The 21,397-nt window shown below is 63.8% G+C and carries 21 protein-coding genes; 11 read left to right on the forward strand and 10 right to left on the reverse strand.

Annotated features, from left to right (window positions below):
• The first annotated feature begins 95 nt into the window (after window positions 1–95).
• Window positions 96–320, forward strand: coding sequence for a DUF2798 domain-containing protein (locus BMI85_RS20535; protein ID WP_078542437.1), 225 nt, complete (start codon window positions 96–98; stop codon window positions 318–320).
• 121 nt (window positions 321–441) lie between these two features.
• Here BMI85_RS20535 and BMI85_RS20540 read toward each other — a convergent pair whose 3' ends face one another.
• From BMI85_RS20540 to BMI85_RS20555, 4 genes are all read right to left on the reverse strand, one after another.
• On the reverse strand, window positions 442–1,500 hold the full coding sequence (locus tag BMI85_RS20540; RefSeq protein WP_078602635.1) for a 4-oxalomesaconate tautomerase: 1,059 nt from the start codon (window positions 1,498–1,500) through the stop codon (window positions 442–444).
• An 82-nt stretch (window positions 1,501–1,582) separates the two neighbouring features.
• Complete coding sequence (locus tag BMI85_RS20545) at window positions 1,583–2,254, reverse strand: 4-carboxy-4-hydroxy-2-oxoadipate aldolase/oxaloacetate decarboxylase (protein ID WP_078602636.1); 672 nt, start codon at window positions 2,252–2,254, stop codon at window positions 1,583–1,585.
• Window positions 2,255–2,264: 10 nt separating this feature from the next.
• A complete protein-coding gene (locus tag BMI85_RS20550; RefSeq protein ID WP_078602637.1) occupies window positions 2,265–3,230 on the reverse strand; it encodes a VOC family protein in 966 nt (321 codons plus the stop codon).
• 93 nt (window positions 3,231–3,323) lie between these two features.
• Window positions 3,324–4,055: a PIG-L deacetylase family protein gene (locus tag BMI85_RS20555; RefSeq protein ID WP_078602638.1), complete on the reverse strand. Its 732-nt coding sequence runs from the start codon at window positions 4,053–4,055 to the stop codon at window positions 3,324–3,326.
• A 156-nt stretch (window positions 4,056–4,211) separates the two neighbouring features.
• Between BMI85_RS20555 and BMI85_RS20560 the strand changes: the two genes are divergently transcribed.
• The 5 genes from BMI85_RS20560 to BMI85_RS20580 all read left to right on the forward strand — a co-directional run bounded on the left by BMI85_RS20560 (window position 4,212) and on the right by BMI85_RS20580 (window position 9,184).
• Window positions 4,212–5,093 (forward strand): DUF1932 domain-containing protein, encoded by an 882-nt coding sequence (locus BMI85_RS20560; RefSeq protein WP_210402391.1) that lies wholly within the window; start codon window positions 4,212–4,214, stop codon window positions 5,091–5,093.
• A complete protein-coding gene (locus BMI85_RS20565) occupies window positions 5,090–6,253 on the forward strand; it encodes a LysR family transcriptional regulator (protein ID WP_078602639.1) in 1,164 nt (387 codons plus the stop codon). The genes BMI85_RS20560 and BMI85_RS20565 overlap by 4 nt, the downstream gene beginning before the upstream one ends.
• 134 nt (window positions 6,254–6,387) lie before the next feature.
• Window positions 6,388–7,371 carry a TRAP transporter substrate-binding protein gene (locus tag BMI85_RS20570; RefSeq protein WP_078602640.1) on the forward strand — a complete coding sequence of 328 codons (984 nt, stop codon included), beginning with the start codon at window positions 6,388–6,390 and terminating at the stop codon, window positions 7,369–7,371.
• On the forward strand, window positions 7,368–7,883 hold the full coding sequence (locus tag BMI85_RS20575; protein ID WP_246832611.1) for a TRAP transporter small permease: 516 nt from the start codon (window positions 7,368–7,370) through the stop codon (window positions 7,881–7,883). Before BMI85_RS20570 ends, BMI85_RS20575 begins: the two co-directional genes overlap by 4 nt.
• Complete coding sequence (locus tag BMI85_RS20580) at window positions 7,880–9,184, forward strand: TRAP transporter large permease (protein WP_078602641.1); 1,305 nt, start codon at window positions 7,880–7,882, stop codon at window positions 9,182–9,184. The genes BMI85_RS20575 and BMI85_RS20580 overlap by 4 nt, the downstream gene beginning before the upstream one ends.
• Window positions 9,185–9,685: 501 nt before the next feature.
• Here BMI85_RS20580 and BMI85_RS20585 read toward each other — a convergent pair.
• From BMI85_RS20585 to BMI85_RS20610, 6 genes are read right to left on the reverse strand one after another with little or no spacing between them, the layout of a single operon-like run.
• Entirely contained in the window at window positions 9,686–11,074 is a 1,389-nt protein-coding gene (locus BMI85_RS20585; protein ID WP_078549612.1) for an acetyl-CoA carboxylase biotin carboxylase subunit, read from the reverse strand.
• Window positions 11,071–11,319, reverse strand: a complete 249-nt coding sequence (locus BMI85_RS20590; protein WP_246831758.1) for a biotin/lipoyl-containing protein — start codon at window positions 11,317–11,319, stop codon at window positions 11,071–11,073. Before BMI85_RS20590 ends, BMI85_RS20585 begins: the two co-directional genes overlap by 4 nt.
• Window positions 11,320–11,343: 24 nt before the next feature.
• The gene (locus BMI85_RS20595; protein ID WP_078602642.1) at window positions 11,344–12,669 is read right to left on the reverse strand and encodes an aminotransferase class III-fold pyridoxal phosphate-dependent enzyme; all 1,326 of its coding nucleotides are present in this window, start codon (window positions 12,667–12,669) and stop codon (window positions 11,344–11,346) included.
• Window positions 12,670–12,673: 4 nt separating this feature from the next.
• Window positions 12,674–13,741, reverse strand: coding sequence for a phosphotransferase (locus tag BMI85_RS20600; protein WP_210402392.1), 1,068 nt, complete (start codon window positions 13,739–13,741; stop codon window positions 12,674–12,676).
• 7 nt (window positions 13,742–13,748) lie between these two features.
• Window positions 13,749–14,723, reverse strand: coding sequence for a biotin-dependent carboxyltransferase family protein (locus tag BMI85_RS20605; protein WP_078602644.1), 975 nt, complete (start codon window positions 14,721–14,723; stop codon window positions 13,749–13,751).
• The gene (locus tag BMI85_RS20610) at window positions 14,720–15,586 is read right to left on the reverse strand and encodes an allophanate hydrolase subunit 1 (RefSeq protein WP_168174836.1); all 867 of its coding nucleotides are present in this window, start codon (window positions 15,584–15,586) and stop codon (window positions 14,720–14,722) included. The genes BMI85_RS20605 and BMI85_RS20610 overlap by 4 nt, the downstream gene beginning before the upstream one ends.
• Window positions 15,587–15,756: 170 nt before the next feature.
• Here BMI85_RS20610 and BMI85_RS20615 point away from each other — a divergent pair, with 170 nt between their 5' ends.
• From BMI85_RS20615 to BMI85_RS20635, 5 genes are all read left to right on the forward strand, one after another.
• Entirely contained in the window at window positions 15,757–16,419 is a 663-nt protein-coding gene (locus BMI85_RS20615; protein WP_143595232.1) for a GntR family transcriptional regulator, read from the forward strand.
• A 303-nt stretch (window positions 16,420–16,722) separates the two neighbouring features.
• Window positions 16,723–17,481 (forward strand): 5-oxoprolinase subunit PxpA, encoded by a 759-nt coding sequence (pxpA, locus tag BMI85_RS20620; RefSeq protein WP_246832612.1) that lies wholly within the window; start codon window positions 16,723–16,725, stop codon window positions 17,479–17,481.
• Window positions 17,478–18,953 carry a TCP-1/cpn60 chaperonin family protein gene (locus tag BMI85_RS20625; protein WP_078602647.1) on the forward strand — a complete coding sequence of 492 codons (1,476 nt, stop codon included), beginning with the start codon at window positions 17,478–17,480 and terminating at the stop codon, window positions 18,951–18,953. The genes pxpA and BMI85_RS20625 overlap by 4 nt, the downstream gene beginning before the upstream one ends.
• Before the next feature lie 22 nt (window positions 18,954–18,975).
• Window positions 18,976–20,061 carry an ABC transporter ATP-binding protein gene (locus BMI85_RS20630; protein ID WP_078542421.1) on the forward strand — a complete coding sequence of 362 codons (1,086 nt, stop codon included), beginning with the start codon at window positions 18,976–18,978 and terminating at the stop codon, window positions 20,059–20,061.
• Window positions 20,062–20,143: 82 nt separating this feature from the next.
• Entirely contained in the window at window positions 20,144–21,352 is a 1,209-nt protein-coding gene (locus BMI85_RS20635; RefSeq protein WP_078602648.1) for a hypothetical protein, read from the forward strand.
• Window positions 21,353–21,397 lie beyond the last annotated feature (45 nt).

Consider the following 21,397-nt stretch of genomic DNA (forward strand, 5'->3'; position numbering starts at 1 on the left):
GCACCAGTCTGCGAACCCGCGGCATCGACCTATCATTGGTCGGTGTCGGGGGAGTTGCGTCTGCCCCGTCCGACCACAACTTGGAAAAGACGGAAATGAAACGAAAGACTCTCGTTCTTGCGCAATTACTGATCACCTTCATGATGGCTTTCCTGATGTCTGGCACCATGTCCCTCATCGCCATTGGGCCGACTGCGGAATGGCTCGCGAACTGGCCGCGGCAGGCGCTCATCGCGTGGCCAATCGCCTTCATCTTCACGCAAGTCACCACCCCTTTGGCCTTCGCGTTGGCGAACCGTGCGACGGCAGAGAGAGCTTAGACTCAAGCTGAGAACATGCACCGGGGTTTTGGCGCCGGTGCATGAAACTCGGCCCCTGTTCAGAGATCATTCAGACCAAAGCAAGATTTCGGCGCACTTATGCGCGTAAAAGTTTGTGCGGCTAAAACCTCGGAAAGACCCGACCGTCCATCAACTTGCGCGCCGTGCGCAATGTGCCTGCATTGGTAACGCGTCCGGTCTCATCCTGTGCAATCAAAACCTCTGCCGCGCCTGAAGGGTGTTCGATTCTGAAGCTGCCACCGGCAGGCAATATTGCGAGCTCCGCGGCTGGCGAGCCCTCCAACGTGCAAGCGGTCGCGACCGACACGGCCGCGAAAACCCCGATCGTCGCGTGGACGCGATGCGGGATGAGGCTGCGGGTCGAAATCGCGCCTCCTGTTCGGGGAGCAGAAACCAGCGTCATCTTCGGCACGGATTTCTCGGTGACATCACCAAGGTTCATCATCGGGCCAACTTCTCGGCGGATCGCCTCGATCCGCGCTTTGACCTCATCCAGCGCCTCGATCTCGTCACGGCTTTCCTCGCCTGTCAGACCGAAATCGGAGGCGCGCATCACCACGACGGGCATTCCGTTGTCGATGAGAGTGCAATCAATGCCCTGCACCGTGTCACATGTGCGCCCCGTCGGTAGCAGCGCACCACACATCGAGCCCGCGAGCCCTTCGAACATCAGCGGCACCGGAGCGGCCGTGCCGGGCACGCCGTCGATCGCCGCATCACCTTCGTAGCGCACGCGACCGACCGGCGTCTGGATCGTCGCGACCGCCACTTCTCCGGTGTTCATCATGTGGATGCGCACCTGCGTCTCGCCGTCGGTCGCCGCAACCAATCCGCGCTCGATCGCGGCGGGCCCGACCCCGGCGAGGATATTGCCGCAGGCCTGAGCATCCGACACCAGCGCACGATCGACAAAGACCTGCAGGAAAAGGTAATCGACATCGGCATCGTCGCGCGTGGACCGGGATAGCACCGCGACCTTCGAGGTCAGCGGATCGGCCCCGCCGATCCCGTCGATCTGGTTGGGATCGGGAGAGCCCATGATCCGCAGCAAGAGATCGTCGCGGGCCGCAGGATCAGAGGGAAGATCGGCGGCGAGGAAATAGGCGCCTTTCGACGTGCCGCCCCGCATCCACAGGCAGGGAATACCCTCGTCGTTCATACCTGTCTCCCTTCGACTTGGTCCAAATATCCCGGGGGTGAATTCGCGGAACGCGAAGAGGGGGCAGCGCCCCCGGCCCCGCTCAGACGTATTTCAGCCCCTTCGCCTCGAGCCGCGGGCGCATGTCGTAAATGTCGAGCCCCAGCTCGCCCGCAGCAAGACGTTTGCGTTTGGCCTCCTCGGCGTCGAGACGCTTTTGCGTTGCGGCGAGGACGGCATCGGCATCGGCGCGCTTGACGACGCAGACCCCGTCGTCATCGGCCACAACGATATCGCTCGCTTCGATCGTTTGTCCGGCGCAGACGATCGGGACGTTGACCGATCCGAGCGTCTCTTTGACGGTGCCCTGCGCGGAGATCGCCTTCGACCAGACCGGGAAATCCATTTCCTTGAGATCGCGCACGTCTCGCACGCCACCGTCGATGATCAGCCCGCGACAGCCGCGCGCTTGCGCCGAAGTGGCGAGCAGATCGCCGAAATAGCCGTTATCGCATGGCGAGGTCGGTGCCAGCACCAGCACATCGCCCGCCTGCAACTGCTCGATCGCGACGTGGATCATCCAGTTGTCGCCCGGCGGCGCGGAGATGGTGACTGCCGAGCCCGCGATGCGCGCGCCCGGATAAATCGGGCGCATGTAGCTGTGCAAGCAGCCGACGCGGCCCTGCGCTTCGTGAACGGTAGCCACGCCAGCCTCGCCGAGCGCGTCGATGACCGCCTGATCGGCACGGGCGATGTTCTGAACAACAACGGGCATTCGCCTCTCCTTATTTTTTGACCGGCGGGGTGCCGTGGGTGTGGAAGGTCTCGATCGTCTTGAGGCCCCAGGCCTGCCCCTTCTTGCGGTCGGCCTCGGTCCAGACGATCGGCTCCCAGTCGGGATCGAGGATCAATCGCGCGCCAGCATTGGCTATCTCGACGCGATTACCGGCGGGCTCCCAGACATAAAGGAAGAACGTGTTCTGGATTGCGTGCTTGTGCGGTCCGGTCTCGATATGGACACCGTTCTCGAGGAAGATGTCGGCGGCGCGCAGGATGTCCTCGCGCTGATCCGCGGCATAGGTGACATGGTGGAACCGGCCCTGCCCGCCACCATGCTCTTCGGTGCAGGCGAGGTCGTAACCCTTGTTGTTCACGGTGAACCAGCAGCCGCCGAGACGTCCGTTATCGAGTTGGATCATCTCCGTCACGCGCGAGCCGAGACAGGTTTCCATGAAGCGCCGGAATTCGGTCACGTCTTCGGAGAGCAGGTTCAGGTGATCGAGCCTGCGCGGCGCGGCACCGGTATGGTGGAAGCGCGAAGCGTTGTTCTTCAGCGCGGGCTTGTCAGCTTCGCCATGCTGGTATTTCACCGTGTCGAAATAAATCTCGAACACATGGCCGAACGGGTCCTCAAACCGGAAAGCGCGCCCGTGGCTCAGATCGCCGTCGTTCCAACCGATCACCTTGAAATCCGAGGCTTCGATCGCGGCAACCCGGCGCTCCAGCGCGGCCTGCGAACTGGCGCGGTAGGCGATATGACCGACCCCGGTGTTGTTCGACCGGGTGAGCTTCAGCGTCGCGAATTCGTAATCGTCCCAAGCGCGCAGATAGGCCGAGGTCTCGTCCTGTCCCGAGACGGTCAGCCCGTAAACCCGGGTGAAGAAATCGAGGCTCTCTTCGAACTTGTCGGTCAGCATCTCGACATGGCCCAGATGGGCGATGTCGTAACAGGGCTCTTGGGGTTGGCTCATCGTCTTCCTCCTCTCACGCCCGCCCGGCAAGGCCGCGGCAACGCGTGGCATTGATCCCGTCCCGGCCCGTGCACCCGGGCCGGGGCACAAACTTCACAGCTCGTCGACCGGTCGCGGGAAGATCGACTGGAAGCCTTCGGCATATTTGCAGGCACGTCCGCCTGACATGCCGCCGGAATTCCTCTTGAAGTGGTTGGCGCGCTGTTGGGCGACCCGGGTGTAATAGTCCCACAAATGGACCTGCCCGTTCATGCACTCCATCGCGGCGCGCTTCTTCTCCCAGACCGAGGTGATGTCGAGGAATGTGTCTGGCTTCCAGCCCATCTGCTCGGTCTGGTGCGGCTCAAACAGGTAAAGCTGCGGCGCGCCGAGCACCTTCTCGCCCGGATTGTGCCCCCATGCCTGCGCGATCATCCGCGCCTCCAGCGCGATCTGCGTCGTATACATGTGGTCGGTGTTATAGGGGTCGTATTGCGAATGGCTCAGCATGAAGCGCGGCTGAACCTTCCGGATCACGTCCACCAGCTTCATCTTGTCGTCCTGGCTCAGATGCAGGGGATAGTCGCCCAGATCGAAGGTCACCAGATCATGCACGCCAAGCGCCTTGGCGGCGGCATCGGCCTCCGCGTGGCGGATGTTCTTGACCTCCTGAAGCGATTTACCTTCCTTCCAGAGCCGCGCGCTTTCGCCACGCTCGCCAAAGGACAGGCAGGCGACCGTCACCTCGTAGCCCATCTCGGCATGCAGCGCGATTGCGCCACCGCAGCGCCAGACGAAATCGGCGGCATGGGCAGAAATGACGAGGGCGGTTTTCTTCTCCGACATGGGAACCTCTCGAGAAATGCGTTGGCCCGAGATAAGGCGCGACGGCGCGAAAATCGCAAATTGGAAAGCCTTGCCCGGGTATAAGCTAAGGCTATACTGGCTTTGAATTCGACCCCGTTTGCGCGAGGTATTCCCCAAGCAGGGAGGGCTTCGCGCATGAAGGAAAATTCGATGCAGGAAATCGCGGTGATCGGCTTCGGCGAGGCGGGGCGCGCATTCGCCACGGGTTGGGGGCGCAAAACCTGCGCCCGTGCAACCTGCTATGACCTCAAGCTCGACACGCCCGAGACCGCCGCCCCGATTTGGGACGCCGCCACGGCGCTCGGCTTGCATCCGTCGGCGAACCGGGCAGAGACGTTAGCCCATGCGCGAACGGTGTTCTGCCTCGTGACGGCGGATCAGGCGGTGACGGCGGCGCGGGAATGCGCCCCCCACCTGCCGGACGGGGCGCTTTGGCTCGACTGCAATTCCTGCGCGCCCGAAAGCAAGCGCGCGGCGGCGGAGGTGATTGCCGAGGCCGGCGGCCTCTATGTCGATGTCGCGGTCATGTCGCCTGTTCATCCGAAGTTGCATCGCACGCCGCTTTTGCTCTCTGGCCCGGGTGCCACAGAAGCACTTTCCTGGCTCGGCAGGCTGGACATGGAAGCACGCCGGATCGACGATCAGGTCGGATCCGCCTCCTCGATCAAGATGATCCGCTCGGTGATGATCAAGGGGTTGGAGGCGCTGACGGCGGAGTGCTTTCTCGCTGCACGTAAGGCGGGTGTCGCGGACGAAGTGCTTGGGTCGCTCATGGCATCCAACCCTGAAATGAGCTGGGACAGCCGCGCCGCCTATAACCTCGAGCGGATGATGGAGCATGGCATTCGCCGTGCAGCGGAGATGCGCGAAGTGGTGCGCACACTCGACGGGCTGGGGCTTCCCTCAGACCTGACCGCGGCGGTATCCGAATGGCATGATCGGATCGGCGAGATGGGGCTGAAAGGGCGCGACGGTGACCTCGATACCCGCGCGCGGGAGATCTTGGAGCGACTATGATCGACGCCAACCTTCGCCACCTTCGGGTGTTCCTCGCGGTTGCGGAAGGCGGCTCGATCACCCGCGCGGCGGAGCTCTGTCACGTCTCGCAGCCCGCCGTCACGCAGGCCATCGCCAAGCTCGAGGCGGAAGCGGGCACCGCGCTCTTCACCCGCACGACGCACGGGCTGTTCGCAACCGAGGCGGGCGAGGTGCTACGCCACCGGACCTCGCGCGCGCTCGACGCGCTCGATACGCAACTGACCGAGTTCGCGCCGCGTCTGAAGCTCACCGCGACCCGCGCGCAATTGCAGGCGCTCATCGCGGCGGCGGAGGCGCAGAACTTCTCGCTCGCCGCGCGACGCTTGGGCGTCTCCCAACCCACCGTCCATCGCGCGATCACCCAGCTCGAGAAAGAAGCGGGACGCGCGCTGTTTCAGCGCAGCCCCTTCGGGATCGTGCCGACGCGCGGCTGCGCCAATCTTGCGCGCATCGCGCGGCTGGCCTTTGTCGAACTGGAGCAGGCCCGCGCGGAACTGGGAGATTTGAGTGGACGCGAGGTCGGCCAGATCGTGATCGGGGCCATGCCGCTTTCGCGCAGTCATGTCCTGCCGAAGGCCATCGTGGCCTTCCGGAAGACGCGCCCGAACATGGCGGTGAAGGTGCTTGAAGGGAGCTATGACGAGCTGCTCGGCGGTCTGCGCCGCGGCGAGATCGACTTCCTGATCGGCGCGCTGCGCGATCCGGCCCCGATCGGGGATATCGTGCAGGAAAAACTCTTCGACGACACGCTGGTCGTCCTGGCGGGGCGCGATCATCCGCTTCTCGGCCAACCGCTTCCCTCGGCGGACGAACTCGCCAATTGGCCCTGGCTCGTGACCCGCGAAGGCACGCCGACCCGCGCACAGTTCGAAGCCGTCTTTGCCGATGCCGGGGCGAGCCTGCCGCACGGGCTGATCGAGACCGGCTCGGTGATCTTGATGCGCGAAATGGTGCAGGACGGCCGCCACCTCGCTTGCGTCTCGCGCGCGCAAGCCGAGGGCGAGATCGAACGCGGGCTCGTCGAAGTCCTTACCGACAACTTCAGCGGCACTCGCCGCCCCATCGGGCTGACCCTTCGCGACGGCTGGGCACCTACGCCCGCGCAGGCGCAGATGCTGATGGCGGTCCGCTCGACCTGAGGCGGCTATAGCCTCCCCTTATGCCTGATCGGATCGTTTCTATTGGTCATGCCGGCCCGCTCGCGCGATGGAAGAGGCATGAAACGTGACGGGTGGAGGAGAGCCTCGCCACGTCCATCCACCGGGAGGAAATTATGACCATTCGCAGCAAAGTCGCGGCTTTGGCCCTGGGCGCAGCACTCGTTGCGGGCAGCGCATCGGCCGAGGAAATGAAATTCGCCAACTTTATGCCGGCGGGGCATCCCTATGTAGGCTCGACCTTCCAGCCCTTCGCGGATGAGGTCGCGGCCAAGACCGATGGCGATGTCACGGTGAAGCTCTACAATGGCGGCGAGCTGGGCGCGGGCCCGGTCGAGCAATATAGCCGTGTCGTCGATGGCGTCGCGGAATTCGCGGTGTCCCTGCCGGGCTATACCGCGTCGCAATTCCCGCTCACGCTGCTGGCAGAGCTTCCGGGCGTTCTGGACGAACAGACCGGCACTGCGGATCTCGACAAGCATCTTGATCTCTTCAGCTCCGAATATCGCCGCACCCATCTGGTGGCGCTGTGGTCGAGCGCGGAGAACCTGCTGTTCACCCGCGACAAGGCCGTGCGCAGCCCCGACGACCTCAAGGGGATGAAGATCCGCGTGCCCTCGCGCAACACCGGCCTGCTGGTCGAAGCCTGGGGTGGCACGCCGGTTTCGATGCCGGTCTCGGAAATCTACAACGCGATGCAGACCGGCGTGATCGACGGCGCGATGATCGACGGCACCGGCATCAACGCTTTCAAGCTGGGCGAAGTCGCCAATTACATCACGATGGGCATGAAGACGACGAACTCGCCCTTCTTCATCCTGATGAACCGTGACGCCTACGCCTCGCTCTCCGACGAAGACAAGGCCGCGATCGACGCCGCCGGCAAGGATACCGCGATGCACGGTCAGCAAAGCCAGCTCGCCGTTGCGCAGAAGGGCATCGAGGGCTTCAAGAATACCGAGGGCAAGGAAGTGATCGAGCTGAGTACGGATGAGGCAAAAGCCTTTGATGAGCTCTCGGCCGGTATCGTCTCCGACGTCGTCGAAAAGACCGGCGGCGACGCACAGAAAATCGTCGACACTCTGAAGGCGGACAAGTGAGCGTCACTTCCGAACATACGAAGCTCCCGGCCTGGTTGATATGGTTCAACCGGGCCAACCTCCTGCTGGCCACGCTGTCGGGGATGTTCCTGATGCTCGTGCTGGGGTTGGTCTTTGTCGGGGTCTTCACGCGCTATGCGCTCGCCATGCCGATCCTCGGGATCAACGAGGTGGTGCAGCTTGCCTCGGTGGGTGTGGTGATGCTCGCCCTGCCCTATTGCACTTCCTATGAGGGCCATGTTCGTGTCGACGTGCTCGACGGGGTGATTGGCCGCTGGGGCCGCTTTTTCGGCGACCTGATGTCGCGCGCGCTGTCGGCCTGGGTGCTGAGCGTGCTGGTGCAGCGGGCGTGGCTCAAGATGCTCGATGCGCGTGAATTCGGCGACACCACCAACATGCTCGGCATTCCGCTCTGGCCGTTCTACGCCTTCATCGCCGCTGGCATGACCCTCTGCGTGATCGTGCTTGCAGTGCAATTCCTCATCATCGCTATCGGAAAGGGCCGTCCATGACGCCTCTGGAAGCCGGTTTGACCGGGATCGGCGCGCTCTTCGTGCTGATGATCCTGCGCACGCCCGTCGCCTTTGCCATGCTGCTGGTGGGCTATTTCGGGCTGTGGATTCTGGAAGGGACCCGCGCGGCAGGCGCCGTGATGCTGACCGAGAGCTATTCGGCGGTGTCGAATTACAACCTGATCGTCGTGCCGATGTTCATCCTGCTGGGCAATATCGCCTCGGTCGCAGGGTTCTCGCGCGCACTTTATGACGCGGCCTTCGCATGGGTCGGACGGTTCAAGGGCGGGCTCGCCGCCTCCTCGGTGCTGGGCTGTGCGGTATTCTCCGCCGTGTCGGGCTCGTCGGTCGCGACCGCCGTCACCATCGGCAAGGTCGCCCTGCCCGAGATGAAGCGTCTGGGCTATGGCGATGCGCTGTCCACCGGCGCCATCGCGGCAGGCGGCACGCTTGGCTTCCTGATCCCGCCGTCGACAGGCTTCGTCCTCTACGCGATCCTGACCGAGGAATCGATCGGGCGGCTGTTCATGGCGGGCATACTGCCGGGCCTGCTGCTGATGGGGATGTTCATGGCGACTATCTGGCTGATCGCGACGCTGAACCCCAAGGCCGGCCCGCGCGGCGAACCGGTATCCGCAGGCGAGAAGTTCCGTCTTTTGGGGCGTGCAGGCCCGCTGATGGGGATCATCGCGGTCTCGATCGGCGGCATCTACGCAGGCGTCTTCACCCCGGTCGAAGCCTCGGCCATCGGCGCGGGCCTCGTGCTGCTGCTGGCGATTGCGATACGTGCGATCGACTGGACGGGGTTCAAATCCGCCGTGCTGGAGACGCTGAAGACCTCGGCGATGCTCTATATGATCGTGATCGGGGCGAATGTGCTGAACCCCTTCCTCGCGGTTACGCATATTCCGGAAACGCTGGGCAATGCGATGGTCGGGCTTGGTCTCGGGCCCTATGGGACGCTCGTCATGATCATCGCGGCCTATGTGGTGCTGGGCATGTTCCTCGACGGGCTGTCGATGCTGGTGGTGACGATCCCGATCGTCTTCCCGGTGATCCAGGAGCTGGGCTTCGATCCGATCTGGTTCGGCGTCGTCGCGGTGATCGTGATCGAGATGGGGATGATCACCCCGCCGGTCGGGCTAAACGTCTTCGTGGTAAAGGGAGTGGCGCAGGATGTGCCGATGACCACCGTCTTCAAAGGCGTGCTGCCCTTCCTCTTCGCGATGATCCTCGCGCTGCTGCTGATCATCATCTTCCCGCAAATCGCGACGCTGATCCCGGATTCGATGTTCGGGTGAAGCGATTTCTGGCAATCGTTAAAGAAAAAATTGAATGCGGACATCGGTCTCGCAGGACATGAATGACAGCAAAGGGCCAACTGCGACGCTCCGACGGCGATGGGCGGGAAATGGAAATTCGCTGCGCTTTACCACAATGTCTGCTATGCGAAGCTGTCCGTTCAGGTCAAACGCGCCGGAAATGGAATAGCGCGTCGATTGGCGGTTTTGTGTATCACCTCTGGGTGAGCTCGGGGACCTACTCCCAAAACGCCTTGAAGTGCTTGGCGTGCGCGCCATGTCCGACACTTCCGAAACGTGAGGCAAATTGATACGCGCGCGCAGCTTCAGCAGCGCCGATTATCGCCTCATCTTCAAAGCTGACGATACGGCTTGTGGCGATGGCTTTCAGGTCGCCGCGTGCAAGGCCGGATGCACGGGCGAATGACCCTCAAGAGAGCGCCCCGATCACCGCGACCGATCGGAGGGTTCCTTCCTCGGGGGCCGCGATCCGCCCGGTCGTCAGGCGGATTTGCGAATGTCCTCAGCCCGCATCGCCAGCCAGTCTTCGAGCCAAAGCGTCGACACCGAGCCAGAGATGACGTCCGGCGCCATCAACAAGGCGGCATGAAGACTCGCTGTGGTCGGTTTCGGACCGATCTGAAGTTCGCCGAGCGCGCCTGCCAGCTTCGCCAAGGCGCCGTCGCGAGTACGGTCCCAAACGATGAGCTTTCCAAGGAGTGAATCGTAATAAGGAGGGATCGTGTCACCCTCGCAGACGCCGGTGTCGAAGCGCACGCCCGGCCCGCCCGGAACCTTTAAAGTTTCGAGAACACCGGGGGCGGGGAAGAAATTCTTGTCAGGATTCTCGGCGTTGATGCGAACTTCGATGGCATGACCGCGCGCGGTGATATCCTCTTGCTTGAGCGACAGCGGCTCGCCGCCCATAATCAGAAGCATCTCGCGCAGGAGATCGACGCCGGTGATCATCTCGGTGATCGGGTGCTCGACCTGGATGCGCGTATTCATCTCGATGAAATAGAACGCCTCTCGGTCCATGTCGTAGAGATATTCCAGCGTCCCTGCCCCGCGATAGGAAACGCCCTCGGCCAGGCGCACCGCAGCGGCGCAAAGATCGGCGCGCACCGCGTCCGGAAGGGCCACGGCGGGCGCTTCTTCCCAGACCTTCTGACGGCGGCGTTGGAGTGAGCATTCCCGCTCGAACAAATGGACCGCACGGGTGCCGTCGCCGAGAATCTGCACTTCGATATGACGCGCGTTGCGAATGAAGGCCTCGATATAGACCCCGTCATCGCCGAACCCGGCCCGTGCCTCGTTCATCGCCGTGGGGAGTGCGGCGATCAGCTCTTCTCGGGTATTGGCGATACGGATACCGCGCCCGCCACCGCCAGCGGCAGCCTTGATCATCACCGGGTAGCCGATCCGTTCAGCCACCTCGACCGCCGCGTCGAGACCGTCGACACGTCCGTCGCTGCCCGGGACCACTGGCACGCCTGCCTCGATCGCGGCGCTGCGCGCGTTCACCTTGTCGCCCATCCGCTCGATCGTGGCCGCGTCGGGGCCGCAGAATGTCACGCCCAACTCGCTTACGCGGCGGGCGAACTCGGCGCTCTCGGAGAGGAAGCCGTAACCGGGATGCACCGCATCCGCACCGCTCTCCGACACCGCTTTCAGGACCGCGTCGATGTCGAGATAGGACTTCGCCGCCTGCGCCGGGCCGATCACCATCACTTCGTCCGCCAGCCGGGCGGCCAGCATCTCGCGGTCGGCTTCCGACACGACCTGTACGGTTCGAATACCCAGATCTCGCGCTGCTCGGATGATGCGCACGGCGATCTCGCCGCGGTTCGCGATCAGAAGCTTCTTAATGCCGGAACCCTGCGACGTCATTCGGACACCTCGATCTCGCACAGCGCATCGCCCGGCTCGATACTTTCGCCATCGGGCGCTGCGTAACCCTTGAAGGTTCCCGCCACCTCGGCCTCGATCGGAATGTAGGACTTCATGACCTCCACGAGCGCGAGAGTATCCCCCACAGCCACGGCATCGCCGGGCGCCTTGAACGGCTCGGCTTCAGGCGACGGGCGGTGAAAGACGAGCCCCGGAAGTGCAGCTTCGATTTGCGTGATGGCCATATCGGGCCTCCTGTTGGTCTCGTGTTACTTGATGCGGGCGAGAACCCGGTCGAAGGCGGCCAGGAACTGGTCGGCATTCTCTCGGGTGAAGACGAGCGGCGGGCGTATTTTGAGAACGTTATGCGTTTTCGAGCAGGCCGAGATCAGGACACGTTCCTCCCGCAGACCGTTTACGATGGCCGACGTCGCGGCCGCATCCGGCGCCTTGGCGGCGCGGTCAGACACGATCTCGACCCCGAGGAACAGCCCCGCGCCCCGGACGTCTCCGACGCAAGGATGGGCCTCCGCCCGAGCGCGGATCCCGTCCTGAAGATAGGCACCGATCTCGCGCGCGTTCTCGGTCAGCCCCTCGCCCTCGATCACGTCGAGCACGGCGGTCGCGGCGGCGATCGCGACCGCGTTGCCCCCGAAAGTGTTGAAATACCGCGCCTTGCGCCCGAATTCCTCGACCAGCTCCGGGCGCACGGCAACGCCCGCGACCGGGTAGCCATTGCCCATCGGCTTGCCCATGGTGACAAGGTCGGGGACCACGTCATGACGCTGGAACCCCCAGAGCGCATCGCCGGTCCGTCCGAAGCCCGACTGCACTTCGTCGGCGATGTAGACAGCACCAGCCGCATGTGCCGCGTCGACCGCCCCCTTGAGGAAACCGCGCGGCCCGTCGAAGACCCCGTCGCTGGCGAAGATACCGTCGCAGATGAAGAGTGCGGGCTTGATGCCGTGCCGCTTCAGATCGGCGAAGGCGGCCTCGACGGCGGCGGCGAAATTCGCCGCCATGTCCTCGCCCTGACGATAGGCATCCGGCGCGGGCACGGTACGCACATGCGGACCAAGGTCGACATTCGCGCCGAGCGAGGGAGAAAACTCGGATACCGACTGGGTGATGCCATGATAGGCCGTCTCCGTCACGACGATCCCGAGCCCCCCGGTATAGGCCTGCGCGATGCGCACGGCGAGGTCGTTGGCATCGGACCCGGTGCAGGTGAACATCATGTGCCCGATCTCGTCCGGCATCGTTTTCAGAAGCCGTTCGGCATAATCGAGGATACTGCCGTGGATATAGCGGGTGTTGGTCGCGAGGATGCCGGCCTGCGTCGCGATCGCCTCGACCACCTTGGGATGACAATGGCCGATGGAGGTCACGTTGTTATAGGCATCGAGATAAGCGTTATCTTCTTGATCGAAGAGCCAGGCCCCCTCGCCGCGCACGAGATGCAACGGCTTGTCGTAGAAGAGACGATACGCCGGGCCAAGCAGCGCCTTGCGCCGTTCGATCATCTCGCGCGTTTCTGGGTCGAGATCCGTGGCGCCTTCTTGGAAGGCATTGACCATGCCGGTGTCAATATTCATGCGTTCACTCCATATCGCACGCGCTGAGCAAAGCCCGGGTCACGTCTTGGGTGGGAAGGGTCGCGAAACGGGCCATGGCCGTGCGGGCTGGCCCGTTGTTGCGCAGGATGTAGGCAGCGTTCTCAGGGTAGCGCGCTGCACGCCAGTTGGTGATCGTGATCGAAGCTACGAGGCGCGCCACCGTCAGATCGCGTAGCAGCTCCACCTCCTCGCGCTCGAGCGGCAGGACGGCGTGATAGGAGGCCACGAGACGCGCGATTGCGTCGAGCGGATCGTCTTCGCTCGCCAGATAGGAGGCGGCGACGGCCACATCGATGGCGAGATAAGTGTTCACCATGTCGCCGAAATCGAGAATGCCGGTGATCCGGTCCTGCTCGCTCGCATCCACGAGGATGTTGTGGTGGTTCATGTCGTTATGGATCACCTGACGGCGCAGACCGCCGAGCGCAGGGGCAACCTGCGCCTCGAAATGATCGAGCTCGCGCCGCACCGCATCCGCCACCGCATCCTCGCCGAGGCTCTCGGTCAGTGGGCGCAGGCGCGGGAGATGCTGGATGTCCCACAGCAGTTCATGGCGCGCACCCGGATGGTCGAACCCTTCGAGCGCCCGGCCCAGCCGCGCCGTCATCGCGCCGATCCCGGACTGCATCCGCGCCGTCATCGGCACGTGATGCAGCGGCGTGCCGTCAAGCCAGGACAGAACCCGCACCACGCTGGTGCGCCCCGACGGCAGCTTTAGCCGCTGCGTGAACGCACCGTCGAGCGCAGCCACCGCGCGCGGAAGTGGAAGCTCGGGATCGACCCGGGCAACCCAGCGCAGCGCCGCGGTCTGGAACTCCGTGTTGAGCGGGTCCTCGACCGCATTCGAGATCTTCAGGATGTAGTCCTGCCCAGTCCCGGTCACGATGCGGAAATTCTGGTCTCGCTCGCAGGCGATTTCATGTGCGGAACCGTCGATCCCCCAGTGATCGTGCAAAAGCGTCTGGGCCTGATCCGGCGTCAGCCGCGGCGGCGCGCTGGCCAACAGCCCAGCCAGAAGGGAGTCTTGGTCGACCGCAGAGCCGTCTGTCATCATCGCTTCAGGCATTTTCCAGGATCTCGGGTTTGGTTTTTGCATCGATTTCGGCCCGCAGCGCCGCTGCGCCGTCGCGGTCCACACGGCGGAAACGCAGGGTCTCGTTCGGCTTGGCCTGCGCCAGCTTCCAGAAGGCGGCGCTCGCGATGGTGAAGGGGTTGATGAAGCCGCCGGTGCTCGGCGCGTCATTGACGAGGATGATCGGCGTCTGACCGGCAAGGTTCACAGCCCCCATCGGATAGCCGTGGTCGATGATGTTCGACGGGTCCTGCCCGTGATCCGGGGATTTGTTCAAAGCCTTGTCGGAAAACCCGAAATCCGGGCCGGTCAGGCGAATGCCGGTGCGACTGCTCTTTGTCTGGATCTGCCAGTCGGTCGAAAAGAACATCTCGATCGTCGCCTCGTCGAGCCAGTCGTCATTCGGCCCGCACAGCGCCTCGACCTCCCAAATGCGGTCGGCGCCGATCACCGGGCGCGCGGATTCGGGGAGAACGTAGAGGGCGCTCGCCTCCGAGGCGCCGACCGGCAGCGCCTGACCGGCAATGAGGGCATGACCGCCGACGCCCGCCTGATGGAACACGGCGCGCGAACCCAGAACCGGCTCGGTCGCGATCCCGCCGGACACCGCGAGATAGGCCCGCGCGCCGGTCTTGGCGAAGCCCATTGTCAGCGTCTGGCCCGCCGAGACCGCGACGGTCGCGTACATCGGGATCGGCTCGCCGTCGAGCGCGGGCGACATGTCCGCGCCGGTGACGGCGATCAGCATGTCGGCATCGAAGGTCAGGGTCGGCCCCATGAACTGGCACTCCAGCGCAGCGGTATCTCGGTCATTGCCGACAAGGATATTCGCCTGCCTGAACGACCAAGCGTCGAAGGGACCCGAGAGCGGGAACCCCTGCTCCAGAAAGCCCTCGCGCCCCGGAAGCTCCTGCACACAGGTCTGAAGACCCGGCTTCACCGTGGTGATGGTGCGGCTCATTTGGAGGCCTCCTCTTGCGCCTTGGCCCAGTCGAGATAGCGGTCGACCGAGAAGACTTGGTAATCGACGATGTCGTGACGGAACGTCCCCTCGGCGACGCGCGCTTCGATCTCGCTGTATTCATCGCGTTCGACGGGCTTGAACCGAACCCGGTCGCCAGCCCGGAACAGCGCGAGACTGTCCGTGAAGTCGGGAAGCCGCTGCGCTCCATCATAGGTCGGCGCCGGCGTATGACCGATAAGCTGATAGCCGCCCGGCGTCGCATCCGGATAGATACAGGTCAACGCACCACCGAGACCGACCGCCCCTTTCGGGGTATGAGTGCGCGGCGGATTGTATTTCGGCGCGATGATCCGCGCGGTAGGATTGAGCGCGAGAAGCGAGCACAGACCGGGCCAGAAGCCGAGCGCCGCAACCCAGTATTCGGTCGAGGCGTGACGGCGGCGCAGCGCGGCACGATCCGGCAACCCGTTCAACTCGCAGATCAACTCGGGATCGGGCGTCTTCTCGGGATAGTCCTTGCGGTAGTCTTCGACGCAGGCTTCCGTCTTCTCATCGAAATAGAGCACAGGAATGGTGATCAGCCGGCTTGCGAGCGTTCCCGTCACCCCGCGCCCCATCTCCGCATAAAGCGCTTCGATCTCGTGGCACAGGTCTTCGTAGGAGATACGGTCGGGATCGTAGTTCACCTGGAACGAGGCCAGCTCGGGGATCAGATCGACAACGCCCGCGATCCGCGCCTCTCGTACGGCAGCGACAAGTCGGTGAACGATGAAGTTGATGGTGAAATCCATCCCGTCACCCAGCTCGACCTCGATCGCGCGATCTCCTCCGGGATAGAATCGCAGAGCTTCGTGAAGCATTCGACCTGTTCTCCTCTCGGCTATTTTCCGACGCATCCGCGCGACTTTGCCGCTGGATCTTCCTCAGTTGGAGTATATGATATATCAATTAGCGTCAACGGCCTTTACCCGTCGATACAAAGTAAGATACCAAGTTGGGAAGCGGACCAAGCGCAGCGAAAGGCATTCGAGTGAAGAAGATTGAGCACCAGTCATTGAGCGACCAGGCGTATCACGCGATCCGGGACGGGATGCAGGAGGGCCTTTTTATCCCGATGGAGCCGCTGGTCATCCGCACGCTCGCGGCGAACTACGGAATCTCCGCCACCCCGATCCGCGAAGCGCTTCAACGGCTCGTCGCCGAGCGCCTTCTGACGGTGCTGCCGAATCGGTCGATCGTGGTGCCCCGCATGACCCAGAGACGATTTCGCGAGCTCATGCCAATCCGAGCAGCGCTTGAAGGAATGGCGGCGGAACTGGCCGTCGACAAGTTCACCGAGGAGGAAATCGCGCAGCTCTCAGAACTGACCGCGCGAGTGGAAGAGGTCGCGAAACGACATGATTCCGCGGGCTATCTGACCCTCAACCGCGAATTCCACTTCACCGTCTACCGCCGCGCGAACAATCCGGAACTCCTCCTTCTTATCAATGACTTATGGCTAAAGGTTGGCCCCGTTTTTACCGGCCTTTTCGACGATGAGCACTTCAAACACCACGCCAATGACGAACACCGCAATATCCTCGCAGCAATCGAGCGGCGCGACGCGGAAGCAGCGGGTCGGTTCATGCGGCAGGATATCGACATTGCCGCGAAAGCATTGCTTCCGCTGATGCCGCTGACTGAGGGGGCCTGAGCGCGACACCGGCCAGAACTCAAGTAGACACCCACCGGGGCGGCACCTTGCCGCCCTTCTTTTTTGCGCAGCAGGCCCTGCGCAAAATGCCCCGGCAGCACCCGGCGACCAAACCGCGCCTCACCCGCCTCGCTGCCGACATCCTTGCCCTGCCCAAAAAAACAGCCACCCGCCCAGATTCGCTTTCGTCACGCGATTTTCGTTTGCGACGCAAAGAGGCGCCATACGTTTTCGGCCCCGACCTGCTTCCCCTTGGGAAAGATTATCTTGACACAAGGTGGCGATATCGTCGTTATAGGATACATGATATATCATTTGGAGGCGAAGATGGTGACGATCAATTGCGATATGGGCGAGTCCTTCGGGATTTACGCGTTCGGCGACGACGCGGCCTGCATGCCCTTCGTCACCCACGCCAACATCGCCTGCGGCTTTCACGCCTCCGATCCCGTGGTCATGCGCGACACCCTGCGCAAGGCGAAGGCCGCCGGCATCAATGTCGGCTCCCACCCCGGCCTGCCCGACCGTGAGGGCTTCGGACGGCGGCGGATGCAGATGCGGCGCGACGAGATCTACGCGCTCATCATGTATCAGACCGGCGCGCTGCAGGCGCTGGCCGCGGCCGAAGGTCTTGCGCTCTCGCACATCAAGCCGCACGGCGCGCTCTTCGGCATGGCTCAGAACGAGATGCACGTGGCGGAAGGTGTTGCGGATGCGGCCGAAGCGCTCGGCCTGCCAGTGATCGCCTATTCCGACTGCTGTATGTCGGAGGTGTTCACCCGCCGCGGAATCCCTTTCAGCTGCGAGTTCTATGCTGACCTCGACTATGGTGACGACGGACGCCAGATCATTTCGCGCGAGCATGAGAGCGTCGCGCCTGAGGCCGTCGCCGAGAAGGTCCGCCGCGCCGTGCTCGAAGGCATGACCACCGCCGTGAGCGGCAAGGACGTGTCGGTCGTCGCCGAAAGCATCTGCGTCCATTCCGACACCCCGAACGCGATCGCCGTCGCGAAGGCGGTTCATCAGGTTCTTATGGATGAGGCGAGGCTGACCACCGCATGACCGCCGTGCGCATCATATCGGGCAATTCGCTTCAGGCGGAGCTGACGGACGATCTCGCGCCGGTTCTGCGCGCGATTGCAGCCAAGCTCGGCCCCGACGGGCGCGCGGCGCTCTACACATTGGGCGCGCGCGTGCGACGCGCCACCACCGGCACGGAAATCGCCCGTCATTTCTGCGCGGACGGGACGAGCGAGGTGCTTCTGCGGGAAGCGCTGGTGTCGGCGGACCGCGATCTGGGCGACGGCACCGCGCGCATGGCCGTGATGACCGGCGCCGCGCTGGCGACCGGACGTCGGTCCGTCGCCGCGGGTGTGCATCCTTCGCGCCTTATCCGCTCTGTCGATGCGTTGCGCCCCGAGATTACGCGCCATTTCGAGGCCGTCACGGAAGACGTCGATGATAACGAAGGCATCCTCGCCGCTGCAGCCCTTCCCCCCGACGCGACGGATGCCCTGCACCGCGCGCTCGAACTCGCAGGGTCCGAGGGTCATGTCGAGCTGAGCGACCAGCCGGAACCCGGACTGCGCCTCGATCATGTCGAAGGTTTTTCCGCCGATATGGAGCCGCTCCTGTCGGGGGTGCTGACGCATATGGATGCGGTCCACGTTCTGGTGGTCAACGACATCCTGACCGATTTCAAACGCCTCGCCCCCGTGATCGAAGGTTTCGCGCAGAGCGGCAAGTCGCTGCTGATCGCGGCGCGGGGGCTCGAGGGCGCCGCCAAGCAGCTTCTGGAGCGCAACCGGCAGGCCGGCGTTCTGCGCGTGGCCGCGATCACGCCGCGCGACAAGGGCCCGCGCGCCGCCGAAATCCTGCGGGACCTCGCGGTCGCGACCGGCGCGGCCCTCGTGGATGACGAGACCGGCCAGACACTCGACACACTCACGCCCGAGCATCTCGGTGCGGCAGAGGCGTTCCGGCGCAGCGGAGATCACGTGACCTTCTCCGCCCCCGCCGGCGACGCCGCGGCCATCGCGCTGCGGCTTCAAGACATCGCCCACGAAATCGAACGCAACCGCTATCTCGCACTCGACCGCGAACATGCTCAACGGCGCTACGCCCGCCTCTCGGGACGCTGGGTCGAGCTTTTCATCGGTCCGCACAGGACCGAACCCGATTTGCGCGCACGGATGGCACGTGCGCTTGCTTCGGTCCGCTCGGCGCGAACTGGCGGTACCCTGACAGGTGGAGGCGTCGGCCTGACCGAAATTGCCGCGCGCCTAGAGGCCGAACGTACGTCCGACCCTACCGATCGCGCCGCCCGGGCCCTTGTTGGCGAGGCTCTGCGCGCGACCGGACGCGCCTTGCGACGCAACGCCGGACTGGAGCCCCTCGACGGCGTCCTTCCTGCCGACTCTGTGCGGGACCCGGCCCGGCTTTCGCGCGACGTGCTCGACCTCGCGCTGTCGCTCGCATTGCGCATTCTGACACTTGAGACGGCCGTGCTGCGCACGCCCCATCACTCTCACTAATCGACTGACTTGAGGACATGAAATGAAGGATATGCACAGCGAACCCATGCTCGAGGTCAGCAATGTCGTCCACAAGTACGGCAGGGTCACCGCGCTGTCCGATGTGTCGCTGTCAGCGGCGAAGGGCGAATTCCTGACGATCCTCGGCTCCAGCGGCTCGGGCAAGACGACGATGCTGCGCGTGATCTCCGGGCTGGAAACTCCCTATTCGGTCGACCGTCTGCGCATCGGGGGCGAAGATGTCGTGGGGCTGCCCGCGGCCAAGCGCAACTGCACCACGGTGTTCCAGAACTACGCGCTGTTCCCGCATATGAACGTGATCGAGAACGTGGCCTACGGCCTGCGCATCCGCGGCCGTACGGCCCAGGACTCGACCGCCGAGGCGAAGCGTGCGCTCGAGATGGTGCAACTCGGGGCCAAGGCCGACCGCTCCATCGGGCAACTCTCCGGCGGGGAACGCCAGCGTGTGGCGCTTGCGCGCGCGGTCGTCACCCGCCCCGCGATCCTGCTTCTCGACGAACCGCTCGGCGCTCTGGACGAACGCCTGCGTCAGGACATGCAACTGGAACTCATGGAGCTTCAGCGCAAGCTTGGCATGACCTTCATCTACATCACCCATTCTCAGGAAGAAGCGCTGACCATGAGCGACCGCGTCGTTCTGATGAAGCACGGCCGGATCGAGCAAAGCGGCGCGCCGCTCGACCTGTTCGACCGCCCGGTGACGCGGTTCGCTGCGGATTTCATGGGCTACGAGAACATTCTCGACGGCAAGCTTCTGCGCAAGGACGGCGAGATCGGCGAGGTGGAACTGGTCGGCGGCGCAGTCGTGCGCGGCACTCTCGCCACCTCTGACATTCAGCCGGGCGGCGCCATCAACCTTGCCATCCGGGCCGAACGGATCGGACCGGTCGCAGCCGACGAGGACGGGCTCGATGCCACCCTGTCCAACCGCGTCTATCGCGGGAAATACACCGACATGATGGTCGAGACGAAAGCGGGCACGCTGCGTCTTCGGTCCTGGCACGGTGCGCCCAACGAGAAGGGCGCCATCTCGCGGGTCGGCTGGAAGCTCTCGGACGCCGTGATTTTCCCCGAACACAAGGGCTGATCGCGTCGATCGGTCCACCTTCGGGAAAACTGGCTTACGCAGCCGCTCGAGACGGCGCGAAGCCCCAACAGGAGAAGGAAAAATGAAGGACAAGTTCTCTACGTTCGATCAGATCGAACTGACCCGGCGCAACATGCTTCGCGGCATGGGCGCGGTTGCTGGCACGGCAGCCCTCGCGGCTACCGGTCTCGCACCCCGTGGTGCGATGGCACAGGATATGCCCGTCGTGCGGGCTTACGGCGTTCCGACCGCCGCGCTCAAGGATTGGTCGCCGCTCGAAGCCAGCCTCGGCATCAAGTGCGAACTCAACGGCACCTCGAACGATGTCGGTGTTTTCATGCGCGACATCATGGCGTCGAACCTCGGTGACAGCACCGACATCTACATCTTCGAGAGCGGCACCGAAGACATTCTCGGCCCGCGCGGCATGTATGCCAAGATCGAGACGGACCACCCCGAACTCACCCTGTGGGAGCGCACGTCGGATGCTTGGAAACGCTCGCCTGTCGTCACCGACGAAGAGGGCAACCAGTGGGGCGTTCCGGTCATCGGCAACGCCGACAGCTTCGGCTATGTGCCCGAGGCCATCGGCGTCGATCCCGCAAGCGAGGAAGAACTCTCGTGGTCGCTGATGTTCGAAGACGAAGCCACCCGCGGCCGCGTCGCCTACGGGCAGGGCTGGAGCTACTCGATGCCCTCCGCCGCGCTCTACCTGAAGGAAACCGGCAAAGCCGACATTAAGAATGTCTCGGATATGACCGCCGAAGAAGCGGCGGTGGTCGCGGACTTCCTCATCGAGCGCAAGAAAGCGGGTCAGTTCCGCACGCTCTACGGTGCCTTCGAGGAGCAGATCCAGCTTCTGACCAACAAGGAAGTCGACGTGATCAACTGCTGGGAACCGGCAGTGCGTGAAGCCAACAACGTGCTGGGCGAGAACGCGACGCGTTACGCCTACACCGTCGAGGGCTACTTCAAATGGGGCCACGGCGCCTATGTCGCCGCCCCCGCGATGGAACGCGACAATGTCGACAACATCTACAAGATGCTGAACTACTTCCTCGGCGGCGAATACCGTGCGCTTCAGGCCCGCGATCGCGGCTATGCCGGCCCGAACATGGACCTCGGCGTGGCCTATGCCGAAGAGAACGGCTGGAGCGACGCGGAAATCGAAGCCCTGCGCGCCACCGAAGCCAAGGTGAACCGCAAGTTCGAGAAGCCCTTCACCTCGACCACGACGCCGCAGAACGCGTCCGACATCGAGGAGCAGTGGCAGCGGTTCCTCAACGCCTGATCCCTTCGCGTCCTCCGCGCCTGCGGGGGACGCTACCCGGCCTCG

The organism is Thioclava sp. DLFJ4-1 (assembly GCF_002020145.1).
In the GTDB taxonomy this organism is placed as follows: domain Bacteria; phylum Pseudomonadota; class Alphaproteobacteria; order Rhodobacterales; family Rhodobacteraceae; genus Thioclava; species Thioclava sediminum.

Coding starts and splice junctions, on each gene's coding strand:
- BMI85_RS20600 (WP_210402392.1), bottom strand. CDS start 13,741: ATGACAGACGGCTCTGCGGTCGACCAAGACTCCCTTCTGGCTGGGCTG.
- BMI85_RS20590 (WP_246831758.1), bottom strand. CDS start 11,319: ATGGCCATCACGCAAATCGAAGCTGCACTTCCGGGGCTCGTCTTTCAC.
- pxpA (WP_246832612.1), top strand. CDS start 16,723: ATGATATATCATTTGGAGGCGAAGATGGTGACGATCAATTGCGATATG.
- BMI85_RS20610 (WP_168174836.1), bottom strand. CDS start 15,586: ATGCTTCACGAAGCTCTGCGATTCTATCCCGGAGGAGATCGCGCGATC.
- BMI85_RS20635 (WP_078602648.1), top strand. CDS start 20,144: ATGAAGGACAAGTTCTCTACGTTCGATCAGATCGAACTGACCCGGCGC.
- BMI85_RS20535 (WP_078542437.1), top strand. CDS start 96: ATGAAACGAAAGACTCTCGTTCTTGCGCAATTACTGATCACCTTCATG.
- BMI85_RS20630 (WP_078542421.1), top strand. CDS start 18,976: ATGAAGGATATGCACAGCGAACCCATGCTCGAGGTCAGCAATGTCGTC.
- BMI85_RS20550 (WP_078602637.1), bottom strand. CDS start 3,230: ATGAGCCAACCCCAAGAGCCCTGTTACGACATCGCCCATCTGGGCCAT.
- BMI85_RS20570 (WP_078602640.1), top strand. CDS start 6,388: ATGACCATTCGCAGCAAAGTCGCGGCTTTGGCCCTGGGCGCAGCACTC.
- BMI85_RS20585 (WP_078549612.1), bottom strand. CDS start 11,074: ATGACGTCGCAGGGTTCCGGCATTAAGAAGCTTCTGATCGCGAACCGC.
- BMI85_RS20545 (WP_078602636.1), bottom strand. CDS start 2,254: ATGCCCGTTGTTGTTCAGAACATCGCCCGTGCCGATCAGGCGGTCATC.
- BMI85_RS20560 (WP_210402391.1), top strand. CDS start 4,212: ATGAAGGAAAATTCGATGCAGGAAATCGCGGTGATCGGCTTCGGCGAG.
- BMI85_RS20605 (WP_078602644.1), bottom strand. CDS start 14,723: ATGAGCCGCACCATCACCACGGTGAAGCCGGGTCTTCAGACCTGTGTG.
- BMI85_RS20580 (WP_078602641.1), top strand. CDS start 7,880: ATGACGCCTCTGGAAGCCGGTTTGACCGGGATCGGCGCGCTCTTCGTG.
- BMI85_RS20565 (WP_078602639.1), top strand. CDS start 5,090: ATGATCGACGCCAACCTTCGCCACCTTCGGGTGTTCCTCGCGGTTGCG.
- BMI85_RS20540 (WP_078602635.1), bottom strand. CDS start 1,500: ATGAACGACGAGGGTATTCCCTGCCTGTGGATGCGGGGCGGCACGTCG.
- BMI85_RS20595 (WP_078602642.1), bottom strand. CDS start 12,669: ATGAATATTGACACCGGCATGGTCAATGCCTTCCAAGAAGGCGCCACG.
- BMI85_RS20625 (WP_078602647.1), top strand. CDS start 17,478: ATGACCGCCGTGCGCATCATATCGGGCAATTCGCTTCAGGCGGAGCTG.
- BMI85_RS20555 (WP_078602638.1), bottom strand. CDS start 4,055: ATGTCGGAGAAGAAAACCGCCCTCGTCATTTCTGCCCATGCCGCCGAT.